The organism is Vibrio sp. 10N, assembly GCF_036245475.1.
GTDB lineage: Bacteria > Pseudomonadota > Gammaproteobacteria > Enterobacterales > Vibrionaceae > Vibrio.
This window is the reverse complement of sequence record NZ_BTPM01000002.1, coordinates 1,614,284-1,638,585: the sequence shown is the minus strand read 5'-3', so window position 1 is coordinate 1,638,585 and position 24,302 is coordinate 1,614,284. Positions and strand designations below refer to the sequence as shown.

General features: G+C 49.7%; 1 protein-coding gene. It reads right to left on the bottom strand.

Features of this window, described 5'->3' with window-relative positions:
• Window positions 1-8 precede the first annotated feature (8 nt).
• A complete protein-coding gene (locus AAA946_RS23230) occupies window positions 9-24,020 on the bottom strand; it encodes a VCBS domain-containing protein (protein WP_338167105.1) in 24,012 nt (8,003 codons plus the stop codon).
• Window positions 24,021-24,302: the final 282 nt, after the last annotated feature.

The following is a 24,302-nucleotide window of genomic DNA, read 5'->3' as shown; positions in this document are numbered from 1 at the left end:
CACATCGACTACGGATCAATCTTAATCACATTCATGGTATCAAGTTGATTGAGTAGCTCTGTTTGGTGATTGCCCGGATCATTGATCACGCTGGCATCCGAGATCCCAAGCTCATTCCAACCCACGCCTTCTAGGGTAATGTCTGTTTGCTCGCCATTGTTGGTGACGCTAATTACCGTTGTCGCGTTGTCTGTCGCATCTGCTGGGTCGTCTGTCACCGATACGCTGATATTACCGAGCAAGTCACCGATGTTATCGTGCGCGGGTAACAGATCAGAAATGTCTAAAATATCGCTGCCAACACTAAAATCCGTTACCGTTTGCTCGGCAGGATCTATCGTGGTGCCCGCGGCATCTTCCGTGAACAAGAACAAATCATGTCCATCACCACCGGTGAGGATATCATTGCCACCGCCACCAAATAGGATGTCACTTTCATCAGTACCAACGATTGTTTCCGTCGTTGCTGAATCAGTGCCTATCTTGATTTGATCGGGCAGTGTCAGTTGCTCAGATTGGTACAAGGCGACCAATACTTCGGTTGGGGTGAAATCACCGAGCTCGCTTGGCGTTACCCCAAGCAGAGTATGCAGTGCAATGCCTTCAAGGACGATGGATTGCACCACGACACCATTGTCAGAAATCTCAAACACCGTATTGCCACTTTGCTCGGAAACGCTAAGCTGATCGGTGAGCAACTGATCATCTTTAAATGCGACAGCCGTTAAATCGACGACATCGTGCTTAATGTTTGGATCACTGGTCGTGAAGTCACGTACATCAAAATCTTTGATGATGTCTGTACCGGCGAGGTTCGCGGTTTCCCAGCGGAACGTATCTTGCGAGTCATTATCGCTGCTGATACCGCCACCAGCAGGAATAGTATTACCAAACATCCATTCGTCGTCTGACGTGGCAACTAAGATGTCATCTAGCGCGCTGTCACCATGCAGTCCTTGATTACCGGTCACCGTAATGGTGATGGGTTGCTCAAGCGATGTCAGGCCATCGGTCACATCGATAATAAAGCTATCAGTCTCGGTATCGCCTGCGGCGAGCGCATTACTGTTTCCAGCAATCAACACATACGCCCAGATACCGGTGGCGATGTTAAAGGTCAAGGTACCGTATACACCTGTTGCGGTATAAACATCCCCCACCAAAGTACCACCACGCAAAGAGCGGGTAACTGTGCTGTCCGCATCCAAGGCCGTAACGGTTCCTGTGGCGGAGTCGGTCACGCCTTCCTGAACGCCAGCAGATGCAGTACCACCAATCACAGGAGCATCGTTCGTCCCCTGAATTCTTACCGTAACCGTCGAGGCAGTGCCATCGATTGATTTCACGTTGAAGGTATCCACCGCAATCACCCCATCGGCGAGCGAGTTAAGCGCATCGTTGGCGGTGAACGTCCAGTTACCATTCACATCGATTGAGAAGCGGCCGTATGTACCCTGAGTATCCGTCTGGTCGATAAATTGGTTGTTGGTATTGTCTACGTCGGTCGCAGTAAGCACGCCACCTGTTGACAATACCGCATCCGATTCAACCAAGGTGACATCAGCAGAGCTGACGACAGCGGCATCGTTAGTCCCTTGAATGGTCACTTTCACCGTCGATACCGTGCCATCAATCGACTGTACATTGAACGAATCAACCAGTGAGTCACCCCCATTGAGACTATCGAATGCCTCGTTAGCATCGTAGCTCCACACACCATCCTCATCGATGCTAAATACGCCATGAGAGCCCGCTATATTGGTTTGCGCCAAGAACTTGTTATCTTGGTTATCTGGATCGGTCGACGTTAATGTACCACCGGTACTGAGCGCAGCATCGGTTTCAGCGATCACTCGGTCGACAGCACTGATTGTCGCAGCATCATTGGTGCCATTAATGGTCACTTTGACACTTGACTCAGTACCATCCGCCGACTTAACGATAAAGGTATCGGAGACAGATTCGCCACTATTGAGGCCATCAAAGGCTTGATTGGCGGTATAGCTCCACACACCGTTGGCATCAATCGAGAAAGTACCATTGGTACCAGCCACGTTGCTCTGTGCGATGAACGTATTGTCTGGGTTATCGACGTCCGTTGCGGTCAATGTGCCGCCTGTCGTCAATGCAATGTCGCTCTCTTGCAGACTGACATCCGCAGAATCAACCGTTGCAGCGTCGTTGCTACCCGTAATACCGATAGTCACTTGCGATTGGGTACCGTCAATTGAGAACACATCAAACACCTCTTCAACGCGCTCGCCGTCAGCAAGGTTGTCGAAGGTGCTGTTCGCTTCGAACGTCCAAACGCCTGATGTGCTCAGCGTGAAGGTACCTAAAGTGCCAACCGTACTGCTTTGAGCGATAAAGCTGTTATCTGGGTTATCTGGATCAACCGAGGTTAACGTGCCACCAGCCGTTAGAATGCTATCAGTCTCTGTTAACTCTTGGGTAGCAGCGCTTATTGTCGCCGCATCATTGGTACCGTTGATCTGTACCGTTACCATGGACGGTGTACCATCAACCGAGGTGACATCAAAGGTCTCTTTAACGTTCTCACCCACATTCAAGTTATCGAAGGTGCCATTCGCAACAAACGTCCATACCCCATTGGCGTCGATGGAGAAGTTGCCGTAAGTACCCACGCTACTTGAAGGCGTAAAGCTATTGTCTGGGTTATCGACATCGGTTGCGGTTAAGGTATCGCTGATAGTAAGAGCGGCATCGGTTTCATCCGTTACCACGGAGCCTACACTGACCTGCGCAGCATCATTGGTACCTTCGATTTTCACCGTCACTGACGTTGGCGTGCCATCGATGGTGGTCACTTGGAATGTTTCAGAAACACTTTGTCCTACGTTAAGCGAGTCGTACGCTTCGTCTGCAACGAATGTCCACTGACCATCTGTTTGCACGCTGAATTTACCATAGGTGCCTTGAACATCTGTTTGCACCGTAAAGGTATCGTCAGGGTTATCAACATCGGTCGCATCTAGGTTGCCTGACAATGTCAGTGCCGCATTGGTTTCATCCAAAGTCTGAGAGTCTGGGCTAACAATGGCAGCATCATTACGACCTTGGACAGTAACATCAATCGATTGGGTGATCGCATCACCTTGTGCAACGCCGCCAACTAAGCTCTCAATATATAAATCAAAGCTCTCATTGACTGGGCCATCGTTAAGCGAATCCACTTTAGCCTGATCGATCACGTACTCCCACTTCACCGTATCGTCGGTATCGCCATCGATGAGCTTTAACGTACCGTAAGTGCCGACAATTTCGGTCACCATACCGGTACCGCTCAGGCTATAGCTATGCGTATCACTTTGATCGACATCGGCAATTTTCACTTCACCCGTTGCTGTACCTGACTCAGCCCCCGTTGGATCTTCAAATACGGTGCCTGTCGCGACGGTATCAGCGGCAACCACCGTTGGTGCATCGTTAGTACCGGTGACTTGGAATTCCACCGTAATGGTATCGGACGCACCGTGCTCGTCAGTCACTTTAACCTCATAACTGAGAGGTGCAGGCAATTGCTCGCCTTCTGATAAGTATTCGAAATCGCCAGTCAGGTCGAAGGTCCACGCACCGGTTGTTGGGTCGACAACAAGATCACCTCTCGAATCACCCGACACCACTTCCCACAAATGATCGTCGGCAATATTCACCGTATCCACATCACCGTCATCAAAGACACCAGAAAGCTGAGTATTGGTGTTTTCTGTTGCCATTTGCTGGGCGATATCAACAATTTGTGGGACATCGTTAGTACCCACAATCGTGATAGTAATTAGGTGTTCATTGGACTCTTCCGTTGCACTCACTCCCGAGTCATCCGTGGCGATGACGCTGACTTGAATGGTCTTAGTTTGACCTTTGGCGAGCGCATTAATTTCTGGATTCGTTTCATCGATCACAAACTGCCACTGGCCGGTGCTATCAATGGTAAATGTCCCTAAATTAGTATCTTGTTTGACCTCAAAGGTATGGTCATCGCCAATATCAACATCCGCTACCGTCACTTTGCCGCTGGCAGTGCTACCAAGGCTATCACTGACTGAACCTGTGGCCGTACCGGACACACTCGGTCTGTCATTCGTGCCTGTCACGGTGACTTCAACAGTCTGCGTCACTTCCGCACCAAAACTATCAGTCGCGCGCACCGTAAAGGACTCTACAACACTCACCCCTTCTCCCAATGCTTGAACGTGCGGCTCATTATTATAAAGCTCATACGTCCAGGTGTTGGTCGCAGGGTCGACGACAAAGTGACCATAAGTACCGTTGAGATCAGCGGCGTTCAATGTCACGCTATCATTGGCATCGGCATCATCAAGCACAATACTCTCAGTCACCGAAACCGTGCCTGCACCATTGATGTCATCTTCAATCACGGCACCATCTTGAGTCACCAGAGTCGGTGCTTGATTGTCGCCATGAATATTGATGGTCAGTGTTTGGGTGGCAGTCTCTCCGTTTGGATCGGTTACGGTTACCGTCCATGTCTGAGGAATCGATTCATTAGGGTTTAACGCGACAATCGCAGGATTAGTCGGGTCAATTTGGTAACTCCAAGAGCCGTCATTATTGAATGTCAGCGTACCGTATTCACTCTTAACGTCACCGCTTGGCACTGCCGACCAAGTATGCAAACCATTATCCTGTGTATCCACATCATTAACATTGAGCTGACCAGAAATAGTTTGGTCGGCATCATCTGCTACGATAGTTTGTTCCACATCCGCTTGCAGCGTTGGTGCATCATTTTGACCATGAACGTTAACGACAATCTCCAAAGTTTCAGGAAGCCCGTTTTGGTCAACGATCGTTTTTCCGTATTGGTCTACCGCATAAACTTCGAATACATCCTGACGTGTCTCACCCTGCTGCAGCGATTGAACGACTGAGTTATCATTATCTAACGTAAATACCCAACTTCCATCCTGACTAACTTGGATGTCGCCATAAGTACCGCTGCCATCAATCAGTGTCCACGTTATTTGGTCACCTAACCCAATGCTAGGATCGAGCTGAAGAGGTCCACCAACATCATCCGATGTGATAACGATGCTCGCCGAACCTGTACCCGTTTGCGTTGGGTCCGCGTTATCTTCGTCGGCATTAAAAGTTTCAACGACAATCTTGTTTTGGCCAATGACATCCTCGGCAGAACCGATTATTTTAATTTTGACCTCTCTGCGATCAGAGGCAGTAGCCGCATCTTCATTTGGGTCTGTATCGGTAGCAGTGACAAAGAAAGTGTCGAACACCTCTCGTTCCGCAGGTAGCTCGATGGAAGGGTCGAGAACAAACGTCCATTCACCTGTATCTGGATCGACGGTCAAAGTGCCATAATTGCCCTGAGTATTCTCAACTGCCCATAGATGAGTGTCACCAAGATCCGCATCCTCAACACTCAGCAGGCCGGAAATTGAATCGGTAACATCTTCTCGAGCCTCTCCCAGTAGAATCGTATCATTCTGAGGTACCGTGGTGTCTGTATGATAGGTGATCTCTGGTTTGTCAGCTGTCCCTTGAATAGTGACTGTGACTTCAACATAGTCATCTACCTGATCGGGTCGGTTTGGACTGTTGCCAGGAATGTCTCTTGGCACCACGATACGCCAAACCTCAGTAGCGGTTTGGCCTTCATCTAACCCTTGAGTCAAAACTGAGTTATTGTCTAACTGATAAATCCAATGTCCTGGATTATTCGGGTCCTCGATGAGAGAACCATAAACACCACCAGACTCAGCAATTATTTCGGTATAGCCATTTGGCAGCGCCTGCCCATCACCTGTGAGATTGACGTCCTCTTTTACGTCTGTCGTTTGGGTATCAATGATATGTGGGTGAATATGGCCATTGCCATTGCCATTGCCGTTACCATTTCCATTGTGAGTCTTACCTGGCTCCAGTTCCGCTTGTCCAACAACATCAATCACGATTTGCTGTCGATTAGAAACTCCGCCATCGTTGTCAGTTGCAACAACGTAAAACGTTTCTTGGACTGTTTGACCAGCAGCTAACCCTTGCGTTGCCGTTAGCGTATTATCGATAACGTATGTCCACTTACCATCATTATTGAGTGTTAGTGTGCCGTAGCTCCCCACTCCTGTGGCCTCAATCGACCAAGCACTAATCGAACTGTTATTGTCGATATCGGTAGCAATAAGCTGCCCTTCGGTACGCGTTAGATCGACACCAAAAACATCGACGGTACCATCTTCAACCACCGTTCCTGTCGATTCCCCAGAAATAACAGGCACGTCATTACGTCCTTCGATCGTAATGGTAATATCTTGGGTGATAGTGGCGCCATTTTGGTCTTTCGCTATGACAGTAAAGACTTCAGTTTGCAGCTCCCCTTCAGCGAGTGACTGCAACACGTCATTTTTTGGCGTGAACTGCCAATGACCATCTTTATCTATCGACAAATCACCACGCAAGCCAGTATAAACGTTGTGCGTCTGACCAGCATCGATAACAAATTCTGCGAAGTCATCATTGTCGACGTCATTAAGAATCGCTTGACCTGAAACCACCGTGTTGTCATCAGAGGGATCATCCGGCGTATCGTTATCTTCTATGAAGCGTCCCGTCACTTCACCTGTTACTGTCGGTGCATCATTCTGCCCTTCAATACGAATAGTGACGAGCTCAGTCGAAGCGGCTCCATGGCTATCGGTCACCGTCACTTCGAAGGTATCAGTAACAACTTCACCCGGTTTAAGGGCTTTAATTTCCGAAAGTTTGCTTGGCTGATCGTAGGTAAAGGTCCAGCGGCCGTTGGAAGCAATTGTCAGTGTGCCGTAATCGCCACGACCATTGTTAGCGTCACTGATCTCCCACTGATGACTATCGTCTGCATCGACATCGCCAGGGTTGAGCAACCCTGACTTCACGTAATTGCCAGCTTCTATCTCATCTTCCAAAATAGTGCGGGTCTGAGCACCACAGATGTTCGGCGCATCATTTTCACCAACAATATTGATAGTGATATCTTGTATCGATTCATGGCCATACTTATCCAACACTCGAACTCGAACAGTGTCATCTAACGCATCACCTTTATCGAGAGAGTCAACCGCCAACGCGTTGTTGTTAAGCACGTACTGCCAAGTTCCGCTCACTTCATCAATACTAAATGTGCCATATTGACCCGCATCGATAACATTCCAAGTCACTACTTCATTGAGATCAGGGTCACCACCGCCAATCACGTTATTATCAAGCTGATCTTGAGTGGGCACACCTGCGATAATGGTGCCAGTTAAGTTGGCGCCATCTTCAATCACGGTGTAACTCGGCTGCACCGAGATTTCTGGATCGGTGTTGGTACCGGCAATGGTGACGTTGACGGTGATGGTGTCAGTCAAACCGCCTTCGTCAGTGATAATAATTTCGAAGCTGTCGACACGGCTTTCACCGGGTGGGATCTCTCGGGTTGCATCCCAGTCACTTTGCAGTTGATACGTCCATCGACCATTGTCGTCTACCGACATGTAGCCGTAGGTGCCGCTTGCTTGACCTGTCGCCTGATCTTCGTTCTCGACGGTCCAAGTATGAGAGTCCGTAGTATCGATGTCGCTGACCGTAAGCGCGCCAGTGGCACTTGAACGCGCGTTCATTGCTTCAATCACGCTGCCAGAGGTGTCACCTTTGACATCCGGCACGTCATTGGTGCCTTTAATCGTCACCGTGATCGTTTGGGTTGCGGTGTTATCGCTTTGACCCGAATCATCTTTCACAGTAACGGTGAAGGTGTCGGTTAGCGTCTCACTATCAACACCTTTCAACCCCTGAACGGTAGGGTTGTTATTGTTGAGGGTATACACCCACTCACCAGTTTGCAGATCGATGGAGATATTACCGTACTGACCTTTCGTTGAGTTGATTGACCAAGTGTGGTCATCACCAATATCGACATCGCCATCCGTCAGCGTACCCGATGTGGTGATTGGGTTGGCAGGGTTATCATCAGGATGAACATCTTCCGTCACTTCACCGCTTAACGTGCCCCCAATGACTGGACGATCGTTGTCGCCGTTAACAGTAATAGTGATGGTTTTGGTGCTCACCGCGTTGTATTTATCCGTCACAGTGACTGAGAATGTTTCAGTGACAACACTGTCGTGAGCAAGGGCATCTACAGAAGCTTTCTGGCCATCACTCACGCCCAGCGTATACTCCCATTCGCCGGTCGTTGGGTTAAGGGTCAAGGTACCGTAAGTACCCACGCCCGCATTGGTGTCGTTAATCTGCCATGCTTCGGTTTCATTTAGGTCTGGATCGTTCGCGCCTAAATCAGCGCCCACGGTTTGGCCATACCCATTCACTTCATACAGTACGCCAGTTCGCACACCATCAATGTCTGGTGCATCATTAGTACCAATAACATCAATGCTGACTTCGAATACTTTGGTTGCCGTGCCATCGGTAACATTAACTTTGAATATCTTCTCACCAAATTCTGAACCGGCAGGGTAGGTCACACTCTCCTCTAGATGGTTAGCGCGGTCAGGATCGAGGGTATAAGTCCATTTACCATTTTCATCAATAGTTAAATCACCCAGCATCCCGACTGGTTCTGGTACTTCAAACTCAAATCTGTCTTTAGTATCGAGATCGCTAACGTCAATGACGCCATCTTCGGTAATGTTAAGGTCTTCAACGACTGTCGCGCTATCATCGCCCGTCACTTCCAATGCATCATTGGTACCAGTGATATTAATCTTGACGTCTTTGGTACGTGTACCACCGTTGCCATCGTCGACAAGAACCGTAAAGGTTTCGGTGACGAGCTCATCTTTTTGCAACGAATCGGCTTTGTCGTTATCGAGAATGTACTCCCAAGTACCGGTTGAGGCATTGATTGAGAATGAGCCATATTGTCCGTCTGAGCTGCCAACGACCGACCAGGTATGTACATCTGTCGCATCAGCATCTCTCGGGTTGAGATCTCCGGTTGCTTTAACTTCGCTGTCATCCCCTTCAATATTCTCAGTGATTGAGTCTGAGCTATTACCACGGATCCTTGGGCGATCATTGGTACCAGTAATAGTGATAGTGATGGTTTCAAAGGACGTGCCATCAACAGAGTAAACGCGGAAGGATTCTTCCATGGTTTCATCCACACCCAGACGTTGGATTGCACGCTCGCGTGTGTTCACCTGATAGTCCCAGTCGCCAAGGGCATCAATCGTTAAGGTGCCGAGTGGCGAACCTACGGGTTCAACGGTAGTGTTGAAGATGCTCTCTCCAGTATCGACGTCATCGACACGAAGTGACCCTTCACTGGTGATGTAACGCACTCCATTTTCTTTGGTGACGTTTCTGTCCTCAACCACATCACCGGTGTTGGTGCCGGATATGGTTGGCTGATCATTGGTACCGTTGATCGTCACCGTTAGCGTTTGGCTAATGTAAGCATCTCGGTCATCAATAATAAAGGCATCAATGTCTACCGTTGTCGATTCGCCAGCTCTTAACGCTTGGGTGGCAGGTTTTGTGTTATCCAATTCAAACGACCAAGACCCATCGCTATTGATGGTAAAGGTACCGTATTGATTTTCAACACTGGTTGCTGTGCTGTCATTAGAATCAAAGGCATAGCTCAACTGCGCATTATCCGCGAGATCATAATCGTCTGCATTGATTTGACCTTCCGCCAGTTGATCCCCTGACTCATTAAATCCAGATTCTTTCACTGAGTCGGTAAATACGCCTCCAGAGGTCAAATACGGCTTGTCATTAGTACCCTGAATCGTAATGGTCACTTGCTGAGTTGAAGTCGCATTCTGATCATCGGTCACCACCACATCGAAGGTCACGGTTGCCGTCTCATTTTCTTCTAGCGCTTGCGTCGCATCGGCACCGTTGTCGAGCTCAAATTTCCAGACACCGTTTTGATCAATCGACGCCGTACCGTATGGATTCGTGGCATTGGCAACGCTGTAATCTAGGACGTCGTTATCGGGAAGGTCTACATCAGTAGCAATAATCTGACCTTCAATAATAGGCGTACCTGTGACCACATCCCCTGTATCCTGATGTCCAGACTCAATCAAAGTTCCATCGATTTCGCTGGTGCCGGCAATGACAGGCAAATCATTGGTGCCATTAATGGTCACCGTTATCGTATGTGGGGTGCCATCTTCCGAGAGAACCGTAAATGTCTCTGTTGCGGTTTCACCTTGCCCTAAATACTCAACATCGGCATTCGGGATTTGGTAGCTCCAAGCTCCGTCGGCGGTAATGGTCAGCGAACCAAGAGCCTGATTCGCACCAGCTCCTTCAACGGTACTGGTTGATGTAAACGTATTCGGATTGGTATTGAACACCTCTTCATTGGCACCATCCACATCGGACAACTGCAATACGCCGCTATCTGAAAGTGTGACTAGGGTATCGTCCTCCGTCACGCTGCCCAAAGATTGAGATGGGTCGCTTATCAACACTGAGTCGTCATTAACACCGACGATATCAACAGTAATGGTGTGCGTGGTGTTGTTGTCGGTTTCAACGGTGAAGGTTTGTGTTGCACGCTCCCCCGCAGCTAACCCTTGTACGTTGGCGCTACTATTTGGAATTGTGTAAGTCCAGTTACCGGCCGCATCTATGCTTAACGCACCGTCGGAGAAGTTTCCGGCAGCGGCGGCCAAAGTACCAGGAACAAAAGCGCCTTCGCCAAGATCGACATCACTGATGGTCGCTTGCGATGTGAAATTCAAGTCGCCGTTCGCATCTATTTGTGTTGCTTGATCTTCCGTTAGCTCTGCATACGACAGACCGCCGATCTGAGGTGCATCATTAGTGCCATTGATCGTGACCACCACGTTATGTGGCGTCCCATCGTCACTAAAGACTTGGAAGGTTTCCGTTCTTGTATCCCCAGCACCGAGCTGCTGTACTTCAGTAGCAGTATTGTCAACTTCATAGCTCCATGCACCAGTAGCGGTAATCGTTAGAGTACCGACAGGCGTAATTCCGCCGACCGTAATTGGCGTAACCGTAGTTTGGAATTTGGCTTCGCCAGTGTCCACATCGGAGATGGTAAGCTGACCGTTGTCTTTTAGAAGATCACCGCTCTGGACATTGGTATCTTCAATCACGAGACCAAGCGCATCACCGGCAATCACAGGAACATCGTTGGTGCCTTGAATCGTCACTTCAATGGTTTCGGTTTTTGAGCCATCGATAGAGGTAACGGTAAAACGCTCGACTCGACTATCACCGTCACCGAGAGATTGGATCTCTTGCAGGGCATTGGACACTTGATAGGACCAGTCACCATCTTCGGTGATGGTTAACGAGCCAAGCGGTAGCTGACCGCTGTCGTTTGCGACACTGGTGACCGTGGTGCTGAACTTGTTCTCGTCAGCATCATTATCAGTAATGGTAAGCGCGAGATTATCACCCGCAACCAAGAGACCGGCATCCACGTCGGTGTCTTCTTTGACCGTGTCTGCCGTTGGCCCGGTGATGATGGTTTCATCTTCGGTGCCATTAACGGTGACGGCGATGGTGTGCTCGGTGCCGTCCGCTGACGTCACCGTAAACTCTTCAATAACTTTGTCGCCAACGTCTAGCGCTTGCACCGCGGTGAGCGTGTTATCTAGTGTGTAGGTCCAAGTACCATCGGCCGTAATAGTGAGCGAGCCCAGCGTGGTACCAACTGGCGTCGCAGCGCCTGCGTTAAAGACGTTTTCACCGGCATCTTCATCGATGATGACCAGCTTATCCGTAGCCACCAAAGTGTCGCTTGGTGTGACAGCAACATCTTCTGTCACGGCTCCCGATTCACCGCTCACAATAGACGGTGCGCCATCGACACCTGTAATCGTCACCACGATGGTTTGACTGACTGAGCCATCAATTGAGCTGACTTGGAACACTTCATCGCGAGTCTCACCATCACCTAGCTCTTGCACGCCAGTGAGAGAATTATCGACGGTGTAGGTCCAGTTACCATTGGCGTCAATGGTGAGGTTGCCCAACGGTGATTGGCCATCACCATTGTTGAGTTTGGTGACCGTGGTATTGAACAGCGCTTCACCCGCATCAAGGTCAGTAATCGTTAGACTGCCTGAGTCGCTGAGGATACCCGCCGTATCTTCTGTGACCGCGCCTGGCTGATAGTTACTGATAATGGTTGGATCTTCAGTACCGTTAACCATGACATCGATTTGATGCTCGGTGCCATCGGCGGATGTCACTGTGAAAGACTCAGTTAAGCTCGTGCCTACATCAAGGGCTTGGATTTCAGGTAGGGAGTTATCGACCTTGTAAGTCCAAACACCCGCCGCATCGATGGTTAAGGTGCCAAGTGTTGTGCCAACTGGAGTGGCGGCACCCGCATTAAATACTTCTTCGCCAGCATCCTCATCGGAAATCACTAAGGTATTGGTGGCGACGATATTACCATCACCATCCACCGCGACATCTTCTTGAGCAAGAACAGAGTCGCCCGACACAATGGTCGGCACATCATTAACACCATTGATAGTGATGACGATGTTTTGCGGGGTACCGTCTTCACTCAAGACCTGAAAGGTCTCGGTGAGTGAGTCACCTTCACCCAAGCCTTGGATGATTGGGTTGGTGTTATCGACTTCATAGCTCCACGCACCGGTTTCAGTGATGGTAAGTACGCCGAATACTGAGCCAATTGGAGTAACAACGGTTTGGAACTTGGCTTCGCCAGTGTCGACATCAGAAATAGTGAGCTGTCCGTTATCTTTAAGAAGGTCGCCAGTTTGAACTTCGAAGTCTTCGGTGACACTGCCTAAAGCATCACCTGCAATCACTGGGACGTCGTTAGCACCTTGAACCGTCACTTCGATGGTCTCAGTTTTTGAACCATCGATAGAGGTGACAGCAAAACGCTCAACGCGAGTATCACCATCGCCGAGAGATTGGATCTCTTGAAGGTCATTGGACACTTGATAGGACCAGTCACCATCTTCGGTGATGGTTAACGTGCCAAGTGGAAGCTGACCATTGTCGTTTGCGACACTGGTGACTGTGGTGCTAAATTTGTTCTCGCCTGCATCGTTATCAGTAATGGTAAGCGCGAGATTATCGCCCGCAACCAGAAGTCCGGCATCCACGTCGGTGTCTTCTTTCACTGTATCTGTCGTTGGACCGGTGATGATGGTTTCATCTTCGGTGCCATTAACGGTGACGGCGATGGTGTGCTCGGTGCCGTCCGCTGACGTCACCGTAAACTCTTCAATAACTTTGTCGCCAACGTCTAGCGCTTGCACCGCGGTGAGCGTGTTATCTAGTGTGTAGGTCCAAGTACCATCGGCCGTAATAGTGAGCGAGCCCAGCGTGGTACCAACTGGCGTCGCAGCGCCTGCGTTAAAGACGTTTTCACCGGCATCTTCATCGATGATGACCAGCTTATCCGTAGCCACCAAAGTGTCGCTTGGTGTGACAGCAACATCTTCTGTCACGGCTCCCGATTCACCGCTCACAATAGACGGTGCGCCATCGACACCTGTAATCGTCACCACGATGGTTTGACTGACTGAGCCATCAATTGAGCTGACTTGGAACACTTCATCGCGAGTCTCACCATCACCTAGCTCTTGCACGCCAGTGAGAGAATTATCGACGGTGTAGGTCCAGTTACCATTGGCGTCAATGGTGAGGTTGCCCAACGGTGATTGGCCATCACCATTGTTGAGTTTGGTGACCGTGGTATTGAACAGCGCTTCACCCGCATCAAGGTCAGTAATCGTTAGACTGCCTGAGTCGCTGAGGATACCCGCCGTATCTTCTGTGACCGCGCCTGGCTGATAGTTACTGATAATGGTTGGATCTTCAGTACCGTTAACCATGACATCGATTTGATGCTCGGTGCCATCGGCAGATGTCACTGTGAAAGACTCAGTTAAGCTCGTGCCTACATCAAGGGCTTGGATTTCAGGTAGGGAGTTATCGACCTTGTAAGTCCAAACACCCGCCGCATCGATGGTTAAGGTGCCAAGTGTTGTGCCAACTGGAGTGGCGGCACCCGCATTAAATACTTCTTCGCCAGCATCCTCATCGGAAATCACTAGGGTATTAGTCGCGACGATATTACCATCACCATCCACCGCGACATCTTCTTGAGCAAGAACAGAGTCGCCCGACACAATGGTCGGCACATCATTAACACCATTGATAGTGATGACGATGTTTTGCGGGGTACCGTCTTCACTCAAGACCTGAAAGGTCTCGGTGAGTGAGTCACCTTCACCCAAGCCTTGGATGATTGGGTTGGTGTTATCGACTTCATAGCTCCACGCACCGGTTTCAGTGATGGTAAGTACGCCGAATACTGAGCCAATTGGAGTAACAACGGTTTGGAACTTGGCTTCGCCAGTGTCGACATCAGAAATAGTGAGCTGTCCGTTATCTTTAAGAAGGTCGCCAGTTTGAACTTCGAAGTCTTCGGTGACACTGCCTAAAGCATCACCTGCAATCACTGGGACGTCGTTAGCACCTTGAACCGTCACTTCGATGGTCTCAGTTTTTGAACCATCGATAGAGGTGACAGCAAAACGCTCAACGCGAGTATCACCATCGCCGAGAGATTGGATCTCTTGAAGGTCATTGGACACTTGATAGGACCAGTCACCATCTTCGGTGATGGTTAACGTGCCAAGTGGAAGCTGACCATTGTCGTTTGCGACACTGGTGACTGTGGTGCTAAATTTGTTCTCGCCTGCATCGTTATCAGTAATGGTAAGCGCGAGATTATCGCCCGCAACCAGAAGTCCGGCATCCACGTCGGTGTCTTCTTTCACTGTATCTGTCGTTGGACCGGTGATGATGGTTTCATCTTCGGTGCCATTAACGGTGACGGCGATGGTGTGCTCGGTGCCGTCCGCTGACGTCACCGTAAACTCTTCAATAACTTTGTCGCCAACGTCTAGCGCTTGCACCGCGGTGAGCGTGTTATCTAGTGTGTAGGTCCAAGTACCATCGGCCGTAATAGTGAGCGAGCCCAGCGTGGTACCAACTGGCGTCGCAGCGCCTGCGTTAAAGACGTTTTCACCGGCATCTTCATCGATGATGACCAGCTTATCCGTAGCCACCAAAGTGTCGCTTGGTGTGACAGCAACATCTTCTGTCACGGCTCCCGATTCACCGCTCACAATAGACGGTGCGCCATCGACACCTGTAATCGTCACCACGATGGTTTGACTGACTGAGCCATCAATTGAGCTGACTTGGAACACTTCATCGCGAGTCTCACCATCACCTAGCTCTTGCACGCCAGTGAGAGAATTATCGACGGTGTAGGTCCAGTTACCATTGGCGTCAATGGTGAGGTTGCCCAACGGTGATTGGCCATCACCATTGTTGAGTTTGGTGACCGTGGTATTGAACAGCGCTTCACCCGCATCAAGGTCAGTAATCGTGAGACTGCCTGAGTCGCTGAGGATACCCGCCGTATCTTCTGTGACCGCGCCTGGCTGATAGTTACTGATAATGGTTGGATCTTCAGTACCGTTAACCATGACATCGATTTGATGCTCGGTGCCATCGGCAGATGTCACTGTGAAAGACTCAGTTAAGCTCGTGCCTACATCAAGGGCTTGGATTTCAGGTAGGGAGTTATCGACCTTGTAAGTCCAGACGCCAGCTGCATCTATGGTTAAGGTGCCAAGTGTTGTGCCGACTGGCGTTGCGGTGCCTGCATTAAACACTTCCTCGCCAGTATCCTCATCGGAAATCACTAGAGTATTAGTCGCGACGATATTGCCATCGCCATCCACCGCGACGTCTTCTTGAGCAAGAACAGAGTCGCCCGACACAATGGTCGGCACATCATTAACACCATTGATAGTGATGACGATGTTTTGCGGGGTACCGTCTTCACTCAAGACCTGAAAGGTCTCGGTGAGTGAGTCACCTTCACCCAAGCCTTGGATGGTTGGGTTGGTGTTATCGACTTCATAGCTCCAGGCACCGGTTTCAGTGATGGTAAGTACGCCGAATACTGAGCCAATTGGAGTAACAACGGTTTGGAACTTGGCTTCGCCAGTGTCGACATCAGAAATAGTGAGCTGTCCGTTATCTTTAAGAAGGTCGCCAGTTTGAACTTCGAAGTCTTCGGTGACACTGCCCACCGCGTTACCGCCAATGAGCGGCAAGTCGTTGGTACCCTGGATGGTCACTTCGATGGTTTCGGTTTTTGAACCATCGATAGAAGTCACAGTAAATCGCTCAACGCGAGTATCGCCATCACCTAGAGATTGGATCTCCTGAAGTGCGTTTGAGACTTGATAAGACCAGTCGCCATCTTCGGTGATGGTTAACGAGCCAAGCGGTAGCTGACCGCTGTCGTTTGCGACACTGGTGACCGTGGTGCTGAACTTGTTCTCTCCAGCATCATTATCAGTAATGGTAAGCGCGAGATTATCGCCCGCAACCAGAAGACCGGCATCCACGTCGGTGTCTTCTTTGACCGTGTCTGTCGTTGGCCCGGTGATGATGGTTTCATCTTCGGTGCCATTAACGGTGACGGCAATGGTGTGCTCGGTGCCATCAGCAGACGTCACCGTGAACTCCTCAATCACTTTGTCGCCAACGTCTAGCGCTTGCACCGCGGTGAGTGTGTTGTCGAGCGTGTAGGTCCAAGTGCCATCGGCAGCAATAGTCAACGTGCCAAGTGTGGTGCCTACCGGTGTGGCGGTGCCTGCGTTGAATACCATTTCACCGGCGTCTTCATCGGTGATGACTAGTTTGTCAGTGGCCACTAACGTATCGCTAGGTGTGACGCCTGCATCCTCAGTTACAACTCCTGATTCACCGCTAACGATAGAAGGAGCACCATTCACGCCAGTAATGGTCACCACGATGGTTTGACTCTCGGAGCCATCAATTGAGCTGACTTGGAACACTTCATCGCGAGTCTCACCGTCGCCCAGCTCTTGCACGCCAGTGAGTGAGTTGTCGACGGTGTAGGTCCAGTTACCATTAGCATCAATGGTTAGATTACCCAATGGCGATTGACCATCACCATTGTTGAGCTTGGTAACTGTGGTGTTGAACAAGGCTTCACCCGCATCAGGGTCGGCAATGGATAAGCTACCTGAGTCAGAGAGGATACCCGCCGTATCTTCCGTCACCGCGCCAGGCTGATAGTTACTGATGATGGTTGGATCTTCAGTGCCGTTAACCGTAACGTCAATTTGATGCTCGGTGCCATCGGCGGATGTCACTGTGAAAGACTCAGTTAAGCTCGTGCCTACATCAAGGGCTTGGATTTCAGGTAGGGAGTTATCGACCTTGTAAGTCCAAACACCTGCCGCATCGATGGTTAAGGTGCCAAGTGTTGCGCCAACTGGAGTGGCGGCACCCGCATTAAACACTTCCTCGCCAGCATCCTCATCGGAAATCACCAAGGTATTGGTGGCGACGATATTGCCATCACCATCCACCGCGACGTCTTCTTGAGCAATAGCGGAATCGCCCGATATGATAGTGGGTACACCGTTAACACCATTAATAGTAATGACGATGCTTTGCGGCGTACCGTCTTTACTCAAGACCTGGAACGTTTCGGTCAGTGAGTCGCCTTCACCTAAGCCTTGGATGGTTAGGTTGGTGTTATCAACTTCATAGCTCCACGCACCTGCTTCGGTGATAGTAAGTGAGCCTAATACCGAGCCAATTGGAGTAACAACGGTTTGGAACTTGGCTTCGCCAGTGTCCACATCGGAGATGGTGAGCTGACCGTTGTCTTTTAGAAGATCACCGCTCTGGACATTGGTATCTTCAATCACGAGACCAAGCACATCACCGGCAATCACAGGAGCATCGTTAGTACCTTGAATCGTTACTTCAATAGTTTCGGTTTTTGAACCATCGATAGAGGTAACGGTAAAGCGCTCAACGCGGGTATCACCATCGCCCAGAGATTGAATCTCTTGAAGGGCGTTGGAAACTTGATAAGACCAGTCGCCATCTTCGGTGATGGTTAACGAGCCAAGCGGTAGCTGACCGCTGTCGTTTGCGACACTGGTGACCGTGGTGCTGAACTTGTTCTCTCCAGCATCATTATCAGTAATGGTAAGCGCGAGATTATCGCCCGCAACCAGAAGACCGGCATCCACGTCGGTGTCTTCTTTGACCGTGTCTGTCGTTGGCCCGGTGATGATGGTTTCATCTTCGGTGCCATTAATGGTGACGACGATGATGTGCTCAGTGCCGTCAGCAGACGTCACCGTGAACTCTTCAATGACTTTGTCGCCATCATCCAGTGCTTGCACTGCGGTGAGAGTGTTATCTAGAGTGTATGTCCAAGTACCATCGGCCGTAATAGTGAGCGAGCCCAGCGTGGTACCAACTGGCGTCGCTGTGCCTGCGTTAAAGACGTTTTCACCGGCATCTTCATCGGTGATGACTAGTTTGTCGGTGGCAACCAAGGTATCGCTTGGAGTCACAGCAACATCTTCTGTCACGGCTCCCGATTCACCGCTAACGATAGAAGGAGCACCATTCACGCCAGTAATAGTCACCACGATGGTTTGACTCTCGGAGCCATCAATTGAGCTGACTTGGAACACTTCATCGCGCGTCTCGCCATCGCCTAGCTCTTGCACGCCAGTTAACGAGTTGTCGACCGTGTAGGTCCAGTTACCATTGGCATCGATGGTGAGATTGCCCAATGGCCACTGGCCATCACCATTGTGAAGCTTGGTAACAGTGGTGTTGAATAGGGCTTCACCCGCATCAGGGTCGGCAATGGATAAGCTACCTGAGTCAGTCAAGATACCCGCCGTATCTTCAGTCACCGCGCCAGGCTGGTAATTACTAATAATGGTTGGATCTTCAGTACCGTTAACCGTGACATCAATTTGATGCTCGGTGCCATCGGCGGATGTCACCGTGAACGACTCAGTTAAGCTCGTGCCCACATCAAGGGCTTGGATTTCAGGTAGCGAGTTATCGACCTTGTAAGTCCAAACACCTGCCGCATCGATGGTTAAGGTGCCAAGTGTTGTGCCAACTGGATTAGCAGTGCCTGCATTAAACACTTCCTCACCAGTATCCTCATCGGAAATCACTAAGGTATTGGTCGCGACAATGTTGCCATCGCCATCCACCGCGACGTCTTCTTGAGCGAGAACAGAATCGCCCGAGACAATGGTCGGTACATCATTAACACCATTAATAGTGATGACGATGTTTTGCGGGGTGCCGTCTTCACTCAAGACCTGGAATGTTTCGGTCAGTGAATCACCTTCACCCAAGCCTTGGATGGTGGGGTCAGTGTTATCGACTTCATAGCTCCACGCGCCAGACTCGTTGATAGTAAGTGAGCCTAAGACAGAGCCAATTGGAGTAACAATGGTTTGGAACTTGGCTTCACCTGTATCCACATCAGAGATAGTCAGTTGACCGTTGTCTTTAAGTAGGTCGCCTGTTTGTACTTCGAAGTCTTCAGTGACAGTGCCTAAAGCATCACCTGCAATCACTGGAACATCGTTGGTGCCTTGAATCGTTACTTCAATGGTTTCGGTTTTTGAACCATCGATAGAGGTGACAGTAAAACGCTCAACGCGAGTGTCACCATCGCCGAGAGATTGGATCTCTTGAAGGGCATTGGACACTTGATAAGACCAGTCGCCATCTTCAGTGATGGTTAACGTACCAAGCGGAAGCTTGCCGTTATCATTAACGACACTGGTAACAGTGGTGCTGAACTTGTTCTCGCCTGCATCATTATCCGTAATGGTGAGCGACAGGTTATCGCCCGCAACTAGAAGACCGGCATCCACGTCGGTGTCTTCTTTCACCGTATCTGTCGTTGGGCCGGTGATGATGGTTTCATCTTCGGTGCCGTTTACGGTGACGGCGATGGTGTGCTCGGTGCCATCCGCAGACGTCACTGTGAACTCCTCAATGACTTTGTCACCAGCATCCAGTGCTTGCACCGCGGTGAGGGTGTTATCTAGTGTGTATGTCCAAGTACCATCGGCAGTGATGGTGAGCGAGCCCAGCGTTGTGCCAACTGGCGTCGCTGTGCCTGCGTTAAAGACGTTTTCACCGGCATCTTCATCGGTGATGACCAGCTTATCCGTAGCCACCAAAGTGTCGCTTGGTGTGACAGCAACATCTTCTGTCACGGCTCCCGATTCGCCGCTGACTATTGACGGCGCGCCATTCACACCGGTAATAGTCACCACGATAGTTTGACTGACTGAGCCATCAATCGAGCTGACTTGGAACACTTCATCGCGAGTCTCACCATCACCTAGCTCTTGCACGCCAGTGAGAGAGTTATCGACCGTGTAGGTCCAATTGCCATTGGCGTCAATGGTGAGATTGCCCAGTGGCGATTGACCGTCGCCATTGTTGAGTTTGGTCACCGTGGTGTTGAACAGGGCTTCACCCGCGTCAAGGTCAGCAATGGATAAACTACCTGAGTCAGTCAAGATTCCCGCCGTATCTTCAGTCACCGCGCCGGGCTGATAGTTACTGATAATGGTTGGATCTTCAGTGCCGTTAACCGTAACGTCAATTTGATGCTCGGTGCCATCGGCAGAAGTCACTGTGAAAGATTCTGTCAGGCTAGTGCCGACATCCAGCGCTTGGATTTGCGGTAGAGAATTATCGACTTTGTAAGTCCAGACACCTGCCGCATCGATGGTTAAGGTGCCAAGTGTTGTGCCAACTGGATTAGCAGTGCCTGCATTAAACACTTCCTCGCCAGCATCCTCATCGGAAATCACTAGGGTATTGGTCGCGACGATATTGCCATCGCCATCCACCGCGACGTCTTCTTGAGCAAGAACAGAGTCGCCCGACACAATGGTCGGTACATCATTAACACCATTAATAGTGATGACGATGTTTTGTGGGGTGCTGTCTTCACTCAAGACCTGGAACGTCTCGGTCAGCGAGTCACCTTCACCCAAACCTTGGATGATTGGGTTAGTGTTATCGACTTCATAGCTCCATGCACCTGCTTCGGTGATAGTAAGTGAGCTTAAGACAGTGCCAATTGGAGTAACAATGGTTTGGAACTTGGCTTCACCAGCATCCACATCCGAAATAGTCAGTTGGCCGTTATCTTTAAGAAGGTCGCCAGTTTGTACTTCGAAGTCTTCGGTTACACTGCCTAAAGCATCACCTGCAATCACAGGAACATCGTTAGTACCTTGAATCGTTACCTCGATGGTTTCGATTTTTGAACCATCGATAGAGGTAACGGTAAAGCGCTCAACGCGGGTATCACCATCGCCCAGAGATTGGATCTCTTGAAGGGCATTAGACACTTGATAAGACCAGTCACCATCTTCGGTGATGGTTAACGTGCCAAGCGGAAGCTGGCCGCTGTCGTTTGCGACACTGGTGACTGTGGTGCTAAATTTGTTTTCGCCTGCATCGTTATCAGTAATAGTCAATGCGAGATTATCGCCTGCAACCAGAAGGCCGGCATCCACGTCGGTGTCTTCTTTCACTGTATCTGTCGTTGGACCGGTGATGATGGTTTCATCTTCAGTACCATTGATAGTGACGGCGATGGTGTGCTCAGTGCCATCAGCAGAGATCACGATAAATTCTTCAACCAACTTATCGCCAACATCCAGAGACTGCACGGCCTCTAGTGAATTATCTACTGAGTACGTCCAAGTGCCATCGGCCGCGATGTTAAGAGAGCCGAGCGTTGAGCCTACTGGTGTTGCGGTTCCGGGATTAAACGTCTCCTCACCCGCGTCTGGATCACTGATGACCAATGTATCGGTTGCCACTAAGTAGCCAAGAGCATCAGTGTCTACATCTTCAGTCAGTGTGGAGGAGGAGCCACTGACGATCTGTGGTAAGTCATTGGTACCGACTACCGTAATCGTCAACACCTCTGTGTTGATGGCACCAAATTCATCTCTGATGGTCACTGGGAAGGTAACATCTACGGAATCTCCAGCATTCAAAGCCTGAGTGGCCGCTGCATCATTATCGATCTCAAACGTCCATTCACCATTTGGCTTCATCACTAACTGGCCGTAGTCACTTGCCCCATCTTCTACGAAAAAGGTGAAAGTGGTGTCGTCATCAACATCTTCACCGACAAGAGTTCCGGACGCGAGTGACGTGCCTTCAGTATTGTCTCCAGACTCAATAACGGTGCCGGCTAAGTCGCTTGATGAGGAAATGATAGGTTGGTCATTGGCACCAAAGATCTCAATGGTAACCGGTTGCATGACGAAAGCGCCGGATTCATCCGCCACTTTGACATTAAACACAGCCTCAACCGTCTCTCCTTCTTTTAGCGACTGAGTAATCGCTGCATAATTGTCTAAGTTGAAACGCCATTCACCAGTCAATTCGTTTATTGTGAATTCACCATAATCACTCTTATCCGTTGTGGTAAAGCTTAGCGTTCCGTCACTGTCCGAAGCTCGTATGATACCGAAATCAAACACCTTACCTGGGAACAATGTGCCATCATCACGATTACCTGCCTCATTAACGGCACCGCTGGATCCTCTTCCATCAACTATTTCTGGAGTATCATTTGTACCGATTACCGTAATCGCGACAACCTGCTCACTGCGCGCACCGAACTCATCGGTAACGGAAACCGTGTAGTTCAGTGTTCTCGTCTCACCTTCGCTTAAGGCCTGTGTAACCGAAGCGTCATTGTCGAGCTCAAACTGCCACCGTCCATTGTCATCCACAGAGAAAGAACCAAAGTCATTTTGCTCAGACTCAATTTCAAAGATCAGAGTCGCACCCGCGTCGACATCGGTGACGGATAAAATACCCGAAGCTAGATTGTCGCGACCGATACCATCGCCCTGTTCAGTCACAGTGCCAGCAGCATCGCCACCTGCATCGAATGTCGGTAAATCGTTGGTACCATTGATGGTAAGCGTTAATGTTTCGGTAGTGACTGCCCCTTTGTCGTCGGTGACGGTCACCTCAAACGTGGTGTTTATTGAGTCACCTTCTTTTAGGCTTTGTGTCGCAGAGGAATTGTTATCTAAGGTGAATATCCAATCTCCGGTTTCAGGATCGACACTAAGCTGACCGTATTCATTGGTATCGTTTTCTACACCATAGGTCAGCACTGCATCCGTATCGTTATCAGATGCACTTATGCTACCGGAAGCCGTACTTACACCTTCGAACACTTGGCCGTCGTCGAGATTACCGCTCTCGACTAAGGTGCCTTGCCCCACTTCATCAATAACAGGAATATCGTTGATCGGATTAATCTCAAGTATCACACCGCCGGCTTGAACCGAGTCCGGTTGCCCCTTACCGTCATCAGCGCTATAGGTAAACTGTCCGGCATCCTCACCAAGGGTATACTCTTGGGGCGCATCAAATTGTAGGTTCTCAAACTCTGCTTGAGTCAGTGTTTGACCTAGGCTAATTGGCGTCCCATCTGCAAGCGTCACTTGTCCCAATTTAGGCAGCTCAGTGACCGTCACAACCAACGCATCACCATCGGCATCTGTTGGAAAGGAGAGTCCAAGTTCACTGTCTTGTGATTCTTCGTTGTAGCTTCGCGCTTCAAAGATGGTAACAGGGGCTCTATTGGTGACGAAATCAGCCAACGCGTTAATTTGCGTCTGGGTGAGATCTTGTCTATCGAGCCCGAGCGTTTCGAAAAAGGTCGCGGCAAGGATTTCTGGACTAATGGCTTCGACAGTAGCGGCATCAGAAATACTAGAACTCAATGAGCTGCCTGCTGCTGCAGCTTGGTCTACATTCTGAGTTGGATCGGCGCCAGCTTCAATTTGAGCAATAATGGCATCGGCGTCTTGGTCGCCCCCAGAATCCCCAATGCTATCCCGCTCACCATTTGTTGACAGAGAGTTAGTTTGAGCAAATAAAGTCTGACGCAGCTCAGCATCGGGCACCAAATTGTCCGGCGACAGTTCAATATCACCAGGTCGCATCTCCACGCCTTCAGGTAACAAAACAATTTTGCCATTAGAATCAAGAACTAATGTCCCCGATAAATCTACTAGGCCCAACAACGCAGCAATACTCATGGCAAACTCCTCGAACAACCGTCGCGACAAACTTAGTCAAACACCCACATTCACTGAAACAACTTATTGTTTATTAGATAGTTTTATATATGTTCAGTGTAGGACTGTTAAAGCAGATTTCTAGTTAACTTTTCTATCTAATTAACAATAAAAATCAAACTTTTAAACCCAAGGAGAACAAAGAATGTGCATAGTCTCAAAAAAGACATGACCTGTATCTCCAATGAGAAGATTCATTGAAGATAGAGTGGGATGCAATGAAGACTTAGTAATGGTTTGTCG

What these genes read in the sequence shown, in the direction of transcription:
- AAA946_RS23230 (WP_338167105.1), bottom strand. Translation starts at nt 24,020, where the DNA reads ATGAGTATTGCTGCGTTGTTGGGCCTAGTAGATTTATCGGGGACATTA.